Origin of the sequence: Microbacterium aerolatum (assembly GCF_007988825.1) — a bacterium.
In the GTDB taxonomy this organism is placed as follows: domain Bacteria; phylum Actinomycetota; class Actinomycetes; order Actinomycetales; family Microbacteriaceae; genus Microbacterium; species Microbacterium aerolatum.
Genome location: NZ_BJUW01000011.1, coordinates 1 through 12,857, shown reverse-complemented (window position 1 = coordinate 12,857; position 12,857 = coordinate 1). Strand labels below are relative to the sequence as shown.

12 protein-coding genes and 1 tRNA gene are annotated in these 12,857 nt (G+C 69.1%); 2 read left to right on the top strand and 11 right to left on the bottom strand.

From position 1 onward, the window contains the following. Positions 1-39 precede the first annotated feature (39 nt). The 10 genes from MAE01_RS11805 to MAE01_RS11760 form a co-directional block, all read right to left on the bottom strand. Positions 40-114 (bottom strand) — tRNA-Thr (locus tag MAE01_RS11805). Positions 115-275: 161 nt separating this feature from the next. Then, the gene (locus MAE01_RS11800; protein ID WP_229718275.1) at positions 276-1,841 is read right to left on the bottom strand and encodes an alpha/beta hydrolase; all 1,566 of its coding nucleotides are present in this window, start codon (positions 1,839-1,841) and stop codon (positions 276-278) included. Then, positions 1,838-2,992 (bottom strand): DNA polymerase III subunit delta', encoded by a 1,155-nt coding sequence (locus tag MAE01_RS11795; protein WP_147039762.1) that lies wholly within the window; start codon positions 2,990-2,992, stop codon positions 1,838-1,840. Before MAE01_RS11795 ends, MAE01_RS11800 begins: the two co-directional genes overlap by 4 nt. 158 nt (positions 2,993-3,150) lie before the next feature. Further along, entirely contained in the window at positions 3,151-3,777 is a 627-nt protein-coding gene (tmk, locus tag MAE01_RS11790) for a dTMP kinase (protein WP_147039761.1), read from the bottom strand. After that, the gene (topA, locus tag MAE01_RS11785; RefSeq protein WP_147039760.1) at positions 3,774-6,623 is read right to left on the bottom strand and encodes a type I DNA topoisomerase; all 2,850 of its coding nucleotides are present in this window, start codon (positions 6,621-6,623) and stop codon (positions 3,774-3,776) included. The genes tmk and topA overlap by 4 nt, the downstream gene beginning before the upstream one ends. Positions 6,624-6,714: 91 nt before the next feature. Further along, on the bottom strand, positions 6,715-7,044 hold the full coding sequence (locus MAE01_RS11780; RefSeq protein WP_147039759.1) for an Rv3654c family TadE-like protein: 330 nt from the start codon (positions 7,042-7,044) through the stop codon (positions 6,715-6,717). After that, on the bottom strand, positions 7,044-7,391 hold the full coding sequence (locus MAE01_RS11775; RefSeq protein WP_147039758.1) for a TadE family type IV pilus minor pilin: 348 nt from the start codon (positions 7,389-7,391) through the stop codon (positions 7,044-7,046). Before MAE01_RS11775 ends, MAE01_RS11780 begins: the two co-directional genes overlap by 1 nt. A gap of 4 nt (positions 7,392-7,395) precedes the next feature. After that, positions 7,396-7,593, bottom strand: coding sequence for a DUF4244 domain-containing protein (locus tag MAE01_RS11770; RefSeq protein ID WP_147039757.1), 198 nt, complete (start codon positions 7,591-7,593; stop codon positions 7,396-7,398). A 28-nt stretch (positions 7,594-7,621) separates the two neighbouring features. Beyond that, complete coding sequence (locus MAE01_RS11765; protein ID WP_229718274.1) at positions 7,622-8,521, bottom strand: type II secretion system F family protein; 900 nt, start codon at positions 8,519-8,521, stop codon at positions 7,622-7,624. Beyond that, positions 8,515-9,519, bottom strand: coding sequence for a TadA family conjugal transfer-associated ATPase (locus MAE01_RS11760; RefSeq protein WP_147039756.1), 1,005 nt, complete (start codon positions 9,517-9,519; stop codon positions 8,515-8,517). Before MAE01_RS11760 ends, MAE01_RS11765 begins: the two co-directional genes overlap by 7 nt. Before the next feature lie 200 nt (positions 9,520-9,719). On the opposite strand from MAE01_RS11760, the gene acs reads away from it, so the two are divergent. Next, the gene (gene acs, locus MAE01_RS11755) at positions 9,720-11,687 is read left to right on the top strand and encodes an acetate--CoA ligase (protein ID WP_147039755.1); all 1,968 of its coding nucleotides are present in this window, start codon (positions 9,720-9,722) and stop codon (positions 11,685-11,687) included. 46 nt (positions 11,688-11,733) lie between these two features. On the opposite strand, the gene MAE01_RS11750 is transcribed toward acs, so the two are convergent. Then, positions 11,734-12,351 carry a TetR family transcriptional regulator gene (locus MAE01_RS11750; RefSeq protein ID WP_147039754.1) on the bottom strand — a complete coding sequence of 206 codons (618 nt, stop codon included), beginning with the start codon at positions 12,349-12,351 and terminating at the stop codon, positions 11,734-11,736. 106 nt (positions 12,352-12,457) lie between these two features. Here MAE01_RS11750 and MAE01_RS11745 point away from each other — a divergent pair. Next, positions 12,458-12,857, top strand: a 400-nt coding sequence (locus MAE01_RS11745; RefSeq protein WP_147039753.1) for a hypothetical protein, incomplete at its 3' end; no start/stop codon positions are given.

The window sequence follows — 12,857 nt, the reverse complement described above, 5'->3', positions numbered from 1 at the left end:
AACGACGAAGCCCGTGACGCTGGTCGCGTCACGGGCCGGTGGAGCCCCGAGTCAGGATTGAACTGACGGCCTTCCCATTACGAGTGGGATGCTCTACCACTGAGCTATCGGGGCGTGTCCTGAGGTGCCGGGCACGAGAGTCGATATTACCCTGTCCGCGTCGGCATCGCGAAATCAGTTCCGGCCGGCGCGTGCTGGATGAGTTCCGTCGGCTGTGCCGCAGGAGAACCCGCCGAAGTCATCCAGCATCGGGCGGGACCGCTGGCCGGAGCCGGTCACTCGCACTTCAGGTCGCCGTCGGGAACCGCGTCCTCGAGGAAGAACGCGTCGACCGCGTCATCCACGCAGGTGTTGCCCTTGTTGTAGCCGGTGTGCCCCTCGCCGACGCGCGTGATGAGCACGCCCTCCTCGAGCTGCTCTGCGAGCGACACCGACCACTCGTACGGAGTCGCCGGGTCGTTGGTCGTGCCGACGACGAGGATGGGGCCTGCGCCTTCGGCGTGGATCTCACCGCGGGTGCCCGTGGGTGGATGCGCCCAGACTGCGCAGGGATCCGGACCGTTCCAGTACGGCGCGATCGTCGGCGCGCCTTCGGCGAGCTTCGCATCGGCGGCCGCCTGTGCGGCCTGGTCGTCTTCGACCGGGTAGTCCATGCAGTTGTAGGCACGGAACGCCTCGGTGGAGTTGTCGAGGTACACGCCGTCCTCGCGGCCGTTGTAGAAGTCCGCGAGGACGAAGGCGACGTACGGGTCCCCCTGCAGCGCTCCCTCGAGGCCCTGCGTCAGGTACGACCAGTTGCCCTCCGAGTACAGCGCGGCGATGATCGCGGTCATGAGCGAGTCGGCGCCGAGCAGGCGGCCGTCGTCGTTCTTCAGCGGAGTACGGTCGACGGCGGCGAGGAGCGCTCCGAGGTCGGCCATCGCCTCGTCGACCGTGCCGTTGAACGGACAGGAGTCGGTGTCGAGGCAGTCCTGCATGTAGGCGCGCAGTGCCGACTCGAACCCGAGCGCCTGCGTCGTGCCGACTTCGGTGCCGGACACGGCGGGGTCGATCGCGCCGTCCAGGACGAGACGCCCGGCCTTCTCGGGGTAGAGGTTCGCGTAGGTCGCGCCGAGGAACGTGCCGTACGAGTAGCCCAGATAGTTGAGCTCCTTGTCTCCCAGGACGGCACGGATCAGGTCCATGTCGCGTGCGGAATTCACGGTCGTGACGTGCGGCAGGATGCCGGTGCTGTTCGCCTCGCACGCGTCGGCGAACTGCGCGTTGCGTTCGGTGAGCTCGGCTTCCCACTCCGCCGTCCCGCGCGCCGACGCGGGGATGTCGTAGAGGTAGGAGTCCATGTCGGCCGCATCGAAGCAGGTGACGGCAGTGGATGCGCCGACACCGCGCGGGTCGAAGCCGATCACGTCGTAGCTCTCGATGAGGTCGGCGCCGACGGCGTAGTCGACGCTGTCGAGGATGAAGTCTCGTCCGCTGGCTCCGGGCCCGCCGGGGTTGGTCAGCAGGGATCCCACCGGCTGGCCGGTCGCCTGGTGACGCACCACGGCGAGTTCGATCTCACCAGCCGCGGGGTTCTCCCAGTCCAGCGGGGCCGTGACGGACGTGCAGTCGAACATCGCTCCCCCGCGGTCGCACGCCGCCCACTCGAGCGTCTGCTCGTAGAACGGCAGAAGCTCGGCGGAGACGCCCTCCGTGTCAGGGGCGTTCGTCGTGGAGGGGCGCGGCTCTGCCCCCTCCGGGATCATCGCGTACAGGCATCCGCTCAGCATCATGGATGCCGCGGCGAGCCCCGCAACGATCGCCGCACCCCGCCGCAGGCGAGACGTCTGTCGAGTGTTCACGGTTTCCTCCCGCTCGCGACGGTCACGAGCAAACTCTCCAGGGCCAGCGTCGGAGCGACGTTGCGCTCCAGTGACTCCCTGGTCTCGGCAAGGTGATCGAGCACCACCAGCGTACGTTCCACCGGCCATGCGGTCGCGAGCGCGCCGAGCTCCTCGCCCAGCTCGCGGTTGATCAGGTCGCCCGCCCTGCCGTACTGCAGCATGACGACATCGCGGAACATCGACTGCAAGTCGGTGAGGACCCGGTCGATGCCGTCGCGCAGGCTGCGGGTGGCGCGCTTCTTCTGATCGTCCTCGAGAGCTGAGATCTGCGCGCGCAGCGCCGGGGGCACCGCCTGTCCTTCTGCGATGCCGACCGTGCGCAGCAGCGAAGCGCGCTCGGCGGCGTCGCGTTCAGCGGTGAGCGCCTTCGCATCGTCAGTGGCCGCCTGGATGATCTCGTCGGCGACCTCGACCGCGCTGCCGACTCCGCGCACTGACAGCACCGAACGCAGCGTGCCGTCGCGGCGGCTGCGTGCGGACTCGTCGGTAGCCAGCCGCTGGGCCATGCCGATATGCCGCTGCGAGTGACGGGCGGCCTGCTCGGCCACTGACGGCTCCGCACCCGTGCGTTCCACGATAAGCCGGGCGACATCGTCGACATCGGGCTCGCGCAGTCGCAGCGGACGCACGCGGGAGCGGATCGTCGGCAGCAGATCGGCCTCGCTGGGCGCGCAGAGCACCCAGACGGTCTTCTCTGGCGGCTCCTCGAGCGCTTTGAGGAGGACGTTCGAGGTGCGCTCGACCATGCGATCGGCATCCTCGACCACGATCACCCGGTAGCGACCCGCCGACGGGGCGAAGTAGGACCGCTCGACGAGCGCCCGCGCCTCTTTGATCGTGATGATGACCTTGTCGGTGCGCAGCGCCGTGACGTCGGGGTGGGTGCCCGCGAGCACCTGCCGCATCGTCTGCTCGTCGTCGGGTCCCTCCGCGATCAACGCCGCCGCGAAGGCGTACGCGAGCGTGGAGCGCCCTGATCCGGGAGGTCCGGTGATCAACCAGGCGTGCGAGAGCGAGGCGGGATCGGATGCCGCGGATCGCAGCGCGTCCACCGCATCGTCCTGTCCCCACACGTCCGTCCACGGGAACGGGGCGAGGGTCGCGGTCATGCACTCAGCCTAACCGTCGGCGCCGACACGCCCGCTCAGCTCTCCTCCGCCCGTGAGATTGCATTCCGCGGCCGAGATCCTCCGCATTGCGCGCGATCTCAGCCGCGGAATGCAATCTCGAAGAGCGCGGTGGGGCGGAGCGGGAGGCGGGGCGCGGGTCAGAGGAGGGGCGCGATGCGCGTGCGGATCGCCTCGGCGATCTCGTCAGGGGATGCCGCGGCATCCAGCACCACGAAACGGCCGGGCTCGGCATCCGCCAGCGCGAGATACGCCTCGCGCACCCTGACGTGGAAGTCCTGCTTCTCCGCCTCGAGCCGGTCGAACGGCTTGTCCGCCGAGTCCAGACGCTGTCGCGCTGTCACGGGATCCAGGTCGAGCAGCACCGTGATGTCGGGCAGCGCGCCGTTCGTCGCCCACAGCGAGAGGTCGCGCACCTGGGCGCCGTCGAGCACCCGCCCGGCCCCCTGGTAGGCCACGGACGAGTCTAGATAGCGATCCTGCAGGACGATCTCGCCGCGCTCCAGAGCCGGCAGCACGACGGTCTCGACGTGATGCGCGCGGTCGGCCGCGTACAGCAGTGCCTCGGCGCGGGGCGCGATGTCGCCCCGGTGATGCAGCACGATGTCGCGGATCAACTGACCGACCTCGCTGCCGCCAGGTTCGCGCGTGCGCAGCACGGTGCGACCGGAGTCACGCAGCCAGCTCTCGAGGAGTTCCGCCTGCGTGGTCTTTCCCGAGCCGTCGCCGCCCTCGAGGGTGATCCAGAGCGCGGGGCGTGCGGTCACGCGTTCGCTTTCTTCTTGGCGTTGGCGGCCCGGGTCGCGGCGGCCTTCTTCGCGGCTGCCGAGCGGGCGGCCGCCTTGTCGGCATCCGACGTCGCGGCCGCCTTCTTCGCAGGTGCCTTCTTGGCCGCGGTCTTCGCCGGAGCCTTCTTCGCAGCCGCCTTCTTGGCAGGGGCCTTCTTCGCTCCGCGCTTCGGGGCCGGGCCCTTCGCGCGCTTGTCGGCGAGCATCTGCACCGCGATCTCGAAGGTGATGTCTTCGGGCTTCTGCCCGCGCGGGATCGTCACGTTGGTCTCGCCGTCGGTGACGTACGGGCCGAAGCGGCCGTCGCGCACGCGGATCGGCTTGCCGCTGACCGGGTCGGCCTCGAACTCCGCGAGCGCGCTCGAGGCGCGGCGCGATCCTGCTCCGTACTTCGGCTGCGCGTAGATCTCCAGCGCCTGCTCGAGCGTGACGTCGAAGATCTGCTGCTCGCTCTCGAGCGAGCGCGAGTCGGTGCCCTTCTTCAGGTAGGGCCCGTACCGGCCGTTCTGCGCCGTGATCTCGTCGCCGCTCTCGGGGTCCGTACCGACGACGCGAGGAAGGCTGAGCAGCTTCAGCGCGGTGTCCAGATCGATGTCCTCGACCGACATGGAGCGGAACAGCGATCCGGTGCGCGGCTTGGGCGCATCCTTCTTCGCGGTCTTCTTCTTCGTCTCGACGACCTCGCCGGTGGCCTCGTCGATGACGGGGTCCTCCTCCGGCAGGTTCTCCTGGACGTACGGGCCGTAGCGGCCGTCCTTGACGACGATGACGCGCCCGTTCTCGGGGTTCTCGCCGAGGACGCGGTCGCCGGCGACCGGGGCGTCGATGAGCTCCTGGGCCTTCTCGGCGGTGAGCTCGTCCGGTGCGAGGTCTTCGGGGACGTTGACGATGCGTCCGCGCTCGTCCGGCTTTGCCGGATCGATGACCTCGAGGTACGGGCCGTACTTGCCGAATCGCAGGGTGGCGGTGTCGGTGATGCGCGTGGAGTTCAGTGCGCGTGCGTCGATCTCGCCGACGTTGTCGACGACCTGGCGGAGCCCGACCTGAGCATCCGAGCCGAAGTAGAACGACTTGAGCCATTCGACGCGCTTCTGCTCACCGCGTGCGATCGCATCGAGGTCGTCTTCGAGCGCCGCCGTGAAGTCGTAGTCGATGAGGTCGGCGAAGTGCTCCTCCAACAGCCGGACGACACTGAACGCCATCCAGGTCGGCACCAGCGCCTGGCCGCGCTTGGTCGCATAGCCGCGGTCGATCACGGTGCCGATGATGCTGGCGAACGTCGAGGGGCGGCCGATGCCGTGCTCCTCGAGCGCCTTGACCAGAGAAGCCTCGGTGTAGCGGGGCTTGGGTGTGGTCTTGTGGCCCTTCGCCTCGGCATCCGACATTCCGAGCTCGTCGCCGACGGCGACGGCGGGCAGGGACTGGTTCGAGTCCGCGTCGGTGTCGCCGCGCTTCTCGTCCTTGCCCTCCTCGTATGCCTCGAGGAAGCCCTTGAACGTGTAGACGGTGCCGGATGCCGTGAATTCGGCGAGCTTTCCGGCGCTCGCGCTGAGCTCCACCGCGGTGTCGACCGCGATGGTCACGGTGGTGGTCTCGTACTTGGCGTCGGCCATCTGGCTGGCGACGGTGCGCTTCCAGATGAGGTCGTAGAGGCGCAGCTCTTCGCGGTCGAGCTCGGCCGACACGGATGCCGGCTTGCGGAAGTTCTCGCCCGAGGGACGGATGGCCTCGTGCGCCTCCTGCGCGTTCTTGCTCTTGGACTTGTACACACGAGGCTTCAGAGGCACGGCGTTGTCACCGTACAGTGCGACGGCCTGGCTGCGCGCCGCCTGCACCGCCTGGGTGCTCAGCGCGACCGAGTCCGTACGCATATAGGTGATGAAGCCCTTTTCGTACAGGCGCTGTGCGACGCTCATCGCCTGCTTCGCGCTCATCGAGAGCTTGCGGCCGGCCTCCTGCTGCAGGGTGGAGGTGGTGAAGGGCGCGTACGGGCTGCGGGTTCCGGGCTTCGCCTCGACCTTGGTGACGGTGCCGGCGCCTGCGGCGTCGACGGCGTCGGCGAGTGCGGTGGCGTCCTTCTCGGAGAGGACGACGACAGCCTTCTTCAGCCTTCCGGTGTCGTCGAAGTCGGTGCCGCGCGCGAGCTGACCGCCGTCGACGCGCACCAGGCGCACCTTGAACGCGCTGCCAGACGCGGCGGAAGCCTCGACGTCCCAGTAGTCGGCGGAGACGAACGCCATGCGCTCGCGTTCCCGCTCTACGATCATGCGCGTCGCGGCGGACTGCACGCGGCCCGCGGACAGCCCGGTCTTGACCTTGTACCAGAGCACGGGCGAGACGTCCCAGCCGTACAGGCGGTCGAGGATGCGGCGGGTCTCCTGCGCGTCGACGAGTGCGAGGTCGAGCTCACGCGTGTTGCCGACGGCGGCCTGGATGGCGTCCTTGGTGATCTCGTGGAACACCATCCGCTTGACGGGCACCTTGGGCTTGAGAGTCTCGAGCAGGTGCCAGGCGATGGCCTCCCCCTCGCGGTCCTCATCAGTGGCGAGCAGGAGTTCGTCGGCGTTCTTCAGGGCGCGCTTGAGCTCGGCTACGGTCTTCGTCTTGCGATCGGAGACCACGTAGTACGGGTCGAAGCCGTTATCCACGTCGATCGAGTACTTCCCGTATGCGGCCTTGTCGCCCGCGGGGATGTCCTTCTTGTCTGCCAGGTCGCGGATGTGGCCGACGGAGCTGAGCACCTCGTAGTCATCGCCGAGGTACCCCTGAATCGACCGCATCTTCGTCGGAGACTCGACGATGACGAGCTTCTTGCCTTCAGCCAAGGGTGCGTCCTTTCTTCGAAGCACACCATACACACCACTGTCGTGGCGCGTTCACAGCGGAGCCGTGAGTGGAATCTTGGGAGTGTCGCCGTCAGAATCCCTCGGGTGGCCCTGCACGGGCTCGGGAGACGGCAGCAAGACCAGCGTACGCCGCTTCGACCCGCACGGTCGCCAGAGGACCATCCAGCGCGCATGCGACGAGCGTCGCTCCGGATGCCGCGGCCACCCTGGCGGCGAGCGCGCACGGCTCCTCGTCGGTGATGATTGCGCCGGATGCGGCATCCGCTGCGGCGAGCGCCGCGGCATCCGCGGCTCCAGCGGCGCGCTGGGCCGTGACGGCCGCACCTCCCACGGCCGCGAGCCCGATTGACAGGGTGGCGGCGACGGCGAGGACGCTCGCGGACAGTGCGGTGCCGGCCATCAGAGGCCACCGCTGAGAGCGCAGCTGGACGCGGAGAGCGGGATGCTGATCAGCCGCCCGATCTGCGCGTCGATCCGCGCGCTCACACAGACGAGATCGCCCCGGGATGCGCTGGACGCACGCGCCCCGTCGACCGCGGCCGCGACTGTCGCGTGTGCGGTCGCCTCGCTCTCTCCTCGCCCGAGCAGCCGTGCGGCGTCGGCCGCGGCATCCTGCAGGGACACCTGCTGGGCCGCCGCGCCGAGCGCCCCCGCCCCGAGCAGCAGCGTGATCGCCACTGCGGGCAGGGCGAGGGCGAGCTCGGCCGCGACGGAGCCGCGCTCGGCGTCGTGTCTCGACCGGGTCATGTCGTCACGACACGGTCAACGCCCGGCGCACGAGATCGGTGAGGATGCCGCGCACCTCGTCCGATCTCATGATGACGACCAGCAAGCCGGCGAAGGCGACTGCGGCCATCGTCGTGATGGCGTATTCGGCAGTGGCCGCGCCGGACTCATCGGTGAACAGGGACGCGGCGCGTCTCCTGGTCAGGGCGGGGAGGGTGTTCATGGTGTTCCTTCTTTCTCTGGTGCCACCGTCAGATCGGCAGCGGGGTGGATGAGAGGACCGACAGGATCAGCGGCGCGACGCCGAGCAGCAGGAACGCGGGCAGCGTGCACACGCCGAGCGGGATCAGCAGCTGCGACGAGAGCTTCGCCGCACGCAGCCTGCCGCGCACCCTGGCGTCGTGGCGGTCCTGCGCGGCCACGGCGCGGAGCAGTTCACCGGCCGGAACGCCAGCCGCACGAGACAGCTCGAGCACCCCGGTCGTGCGCGCGGCGTGCACGCGCTCCCTGGCGGGGCTGTCTTCGACGAGCTGCAGAGAGCGAGCGATGGATGCGCCTCCCGAGAGCGCGACCGCGACGAGCTCGGCGTGCAGTCCAGGTGACCCGGCGTCAGGCTGCGCGCGCCGCAGCAGCCGCCGCGTCCACAGCCGGGCGGCCAGCACGAGCAGCAGCCCGGCGATCAGGCACGCGGTTCCGATCGGGTTGCCGATGAGGACGCTCACGGTGTCGAACCCGAGCGCGAATCCGAGCAGCAGTCCTGCCAGCGGCATCCACAGCAGCAGCCGTGCCGTCCCGGCGGGTTCAGCGAGCGCGATGCGCACGTCGTCGGCGGCCGTCGCGGCGTCGCGCATGGTCTCGGCGAGGGATTTCAGCACGACGGCGAGCGGGGCGCCGACGACCGTGGCGACATCCCAGGCCGCGGCGACGTCGCTCCACGCGCCACCCTCCGCCTCGATCGCCTCGATCAGCGGAACGCCGTCGTCGCAGCGCGCGATGACGCGTTCGGCGTGCGCGTTGCCCGAGTCGGCGAGGTGACGCCACGCGTTCAGCGGAGCGGCTCCCGCCTGCAGTAAAACGGCCAGTGTGCGGACAGAGGATGCCGCCGCCTCGGCACCGTCATGCGAGGTCTCGGGGCGTCGGAGGATCACCACGGCTGCACCTCCTCTATATCGAGCCGCTCATCGCGCAGCAGGAAGCGCCCGGCCTGGGCCATCCGCCGCACGCCGTCGGCGTTCCGCGCGAGGTGCACGACCACGGTGAAGGCGCTGACGGCCTGCCTCGCGAGCGCCGTGGCATCCATCCCCGCCAGCGCGCCGAGCGCCTCGAGGCGTGCGGGGACATCGACCAGACCACTGGCGTGCAGCGTGCCCGCCCCGCCGTCGTGCCCGGTGTTCAGCGCCGACAGCAGCTCCCGCACCTCCTCACCGCGGCACTCCCCCACGATCAGCCGGTCGGGGCGCATGCGCAGCGACTCCCTGACCAGCCGTGCAAGGGTGATGGAACCGGCGCCCTCCAGATTCGACTGACGCGCCTCGAGCGCGACGTGGTGCGGGTGGCCCGGGCGCAGCTCCGCGACGTCCTCGATCGTGACGATCCGCTCGCGCGAGGGGACGGCGTGGAGCAGCGCCGACAGCAGCGTCGTCTTGCCCGTGCCGGTGCCGCCGGTGATGAGGATGTTCGCCCGGTCGGCGACGAGTTGCTCCAGCCACGCGCGACGACGGGCGTCGAAGGCGCCGAGCGCCGCGAGGGCGTCGAGATCGGCGGCACCGACCCGCGGGATGCGGACCGACACGGCGGTTCCCGAGGTCGACACCGGAGAGAGGACGGCGTGCACCCGGATGCCGGACGCCAGCCGCACATCGACGCACGGGGACTGATCGTCGAGATGGCGTCCGCCGGCGCCGACGAGCGCGACGGCGAGGTCGCGCACCTCGCGTTCGGATGCCGCCCAGCCCGACACGTGCTCGGCCCCGTCGCCGCGGTCGACGAAGAGCCCATCCGCGCCGTTGACGAAGACATCGGTCACACGCGGGTCGGCGCAGTGCTCCGCGAGCGGCCCGAGGACGGCATCCGCACCTTCCGGCAGCGCACCGCGGACGTCGAGCACGGTCATGGACCCGCGCGGCTCGATGATGAACGGCTGTGGCATGCCCCGAAGCTATGCGCAGCAGCATCCGTCACGTAGCCAGAAATCCGCGCTCTGTGCGCAAGTCGCTCCGCGGAGCGACGGTGCAGAACGACTGATCTACTCACTTTCGGCGGTATCTGACGTTTTCGCGCGAGACTAGATTCACCGTGTCACGGTCGTGTCATGCGCACGACCCCGTTCACCGCAAAGGAGCGCGTGCCATGAGCAGCCAGATCGACCATCTCCTCGACGAGACCCGGAGCTTCCCGCCGTCCGCGGACTTCGCCGCCTCCGCGGTCGCAAAGCCTGAACTGTACGAGCGCGCAGCCGCCGACCGCGAGGGATTCTGGGGCGAACAGGCCCGCGAGCTGCTGCACTGGCACAAGCCGTTCACGAATGTCCTGGACTGGTCAGCCCCGCCGTTCGCGAAGTGGTTCGACGACGGCGAGCTCAACGTGGCGTACAACTGCCTTGACCGCCACGTCGAAGCCGGCAACGGCGACCGTGTGGCACTGCTGTGGGAGGGCGAGCCCGGAGACGAGCGCCGCATCACCTACGCCGAGCTCACCGACGAGGTCAAGCGCGTTGCCAACGTCCTGGCCGGCTACGGCGTCGGCCACGGCGACCGCGTCGCCATCTACCTGCCGATGATCCCCGAGGCCGTGGCCTCGATGCTCGCAGTGGCTCGCCTCGGCGCCATCCACTCGGTCGTCTTCGGCGGTTTCAGCGCCGACAGTCTGCGTTCGCGCATCGACGACGCGGGCGCCAAGGTGGTCATCACGGCGGACGGCGGCTACCGAAAGGGCCGCGTCTCCGCGCTCAAGCCCGCCGTCGATCAGGCGCTCAGCGACCGCGGCGACGGAGAACAGCAGACCGTCGAGCACGTTCTCGTCGTCAAGCGCGGCGAGAACGAGGTCGACTGGGTGGAGGGACGCGACCACTGGTGGCACGAGGCCGTGCCGGCGGCATCCGCCGATCACGAAGCGCAGGCGTTCCCCGCCGAGAACCCGCTGTTCATCCTGTACACCTCCGGGACCACGGGAAAGCCCAAGGGCATCCTGCACACCTCCGGCGGCTACCTGACGCAGGCCGCCTACACGCACAGGAACGTGTTCGACCTCAAGCCCGAATCGGACGTGTTCTGGTGCACGGCCGACATCGGCTGGGTCACCGGGCACAGCTACGTCACCTACGGTCCGCTCGCGAACGGTGCAACGCAGGTGCTGTACGAGGGCACCCCGGACACCCCGCATCCCGGCCGCTGGTGGGAGATCATCCAGAAGTACGGCGTGACGATCTTCTACACCGCGCCGACGGCGATCCGCTCGTTCATGAAGACCGGCCGCGCGGTGCCGCAGAAGTTCGATCTGTCATCCATCCGCCTCCTTGGGTCGGTGGGAGAGCCCATCAACCCCGAGGCGTGGATGTGGTACCGCGAGGTGATCGGCGCCGGTGAGACGCCCATCGTCGACACCTGGTGGCAGACCGAGACCGGCGCGATCATGGTCTCCGCGCTGCCCGGCGTGACAGCGGCCAAGCCCGGTTCCGCGCAGGTGCCACTGCCCGGCATCTCGATCGACGTGGTCGACGAGACCGGCAGCGAGGTGGGCAACGGCAACGGAGGCCTGCTCGTGATCACCGAGCCGTGGCCCGCCATGCTCCGCGGCATCTGGGGCGACCCGGAACGCTACAAGGAGACCTACTGGGAGAAGTTCGAGGACCAGGGGTACTACTTCGCCGGCGACGGCGCCCGCTTGGATGCCGACGGCGATCTCTGGCTGCTCGGACGCGTGGATGACGTGATGAACGTCTCCGGTCACCGCCTGTCCACCGCTGAGATCGAATCCTCACTGGTCGCGCACGAGGCGACCGCCGAGGCGGCTGTGGTCGGAGCATCCGACGAGACCACCGGCCAGGCGGTGGTGGCGTTCGTGATCATCAAGGAGAGCTACCTCGCCGAACACGACCCCGCCGGCCTCGCCACTCAGCTGCGGCAGTGGGTCGGCGAGCAGATCGGGGCGATCGCCCGTCCGCGGGACGTCTACATCGTCGGCGAGCTGCCCAAGACCCGCTCGGGCAAGATCATGCGCCGCCTGCTGCGCGATGTGGCCGAGGGCCGCGAGGTCGGCGACACGACCACGCTCGCGGACACCGCGGTGATGAGTATCATCTCGGCGCAGGTCAAGTAGCCGAGGTCTTCGAACGCCCCGTGCCGCTACTCGCGGTGCGGGGCGTTCACCGTGCGGGGACGCTGAGCGCCTGCATCCGCTCTCGCACGGTGCGGAACACGGCAGGGTCGAACGGGAAGTCCCCTCCGTCCTCGCCGACCAGGCGCATGACCTCGTCGCCGAGCGTGACGGAGAAGTTCACGATCATCCGCGCCTCAGTGGCGTGATCGGCGTCCACCAGACGAGCGGATGCCGGATGCTCATCGAGCCAGCTCCTGATCACGTCCTGCAGGCCGGCGCGACTCGTCCCCGCTGCCCACGACACCGTCGTCGTCGTTCCCGGCTCACGCGCGAAGAGCGCGAATCGTTTGCGCAGGAGTTCGTCATCCCCTTGCCCGCGTACGGACTCCATCACGATCAATGAGGCCGCGACCACGAGATCGTCCCCGTGAGCCGCGAGGATGCGCTCTGTAAGAGCGAGGTCGTATGTCAACGCGGGCCCGAAGATCGCGTGTTCGAGCGACGGGAAGTAGTTGAAGAACGTGCTGCGCGAGACCATCGCGATCGCGCAGACGCGGTCGACCGTCACCGCTTGCACGCCCTCGTCGTAGGCGAGCCCGACCGCCGCTTCTTCCATCGCGCGACGCGCGATACGCATCTTGCGCTCTCTGAGCCCTTCGGTCATCACTCGCCCCTCGATCTCGATGCCATCCTACGTTCGTCAATACTTGGCTTGTGTGCAAGGTTGGACTCAGTCCATACTTGGCGGAGAACGATCAGAAGGGATCGCCATGCCCCGCCTCACCGAACCACGTCGTCGCGACCGGATGCCACGGGTGCGCACCCTCGGCGCGCTGTCAGCGATCACCGGACTCGTCCTCATGACGCTGCCGTTGACCGCCAACGCCGCTGAAGCCGAAAGTGTGCTCGTCACGACGACGATCTCGGACGACGTGGTCTCGGCACCGCTGGGCGGCACGACCGTGAGCGTGCACCCCGCAGACGACCCCGAGCAGGTAATCGCCACCGGCGTCACGGGCGCCGACGGAACCGTTTCTCTCGAAGTGCCGGCGACCGACACCAGCTTCATCGCCGAGGCATCCTGGCGCGGCGCCATCGGCGACCTCGTCGACTCCGCGGCGCGGACAGAGTTCAACCCCGCCCTGGGCGACCCGGTCGCCGTCGTGCTGG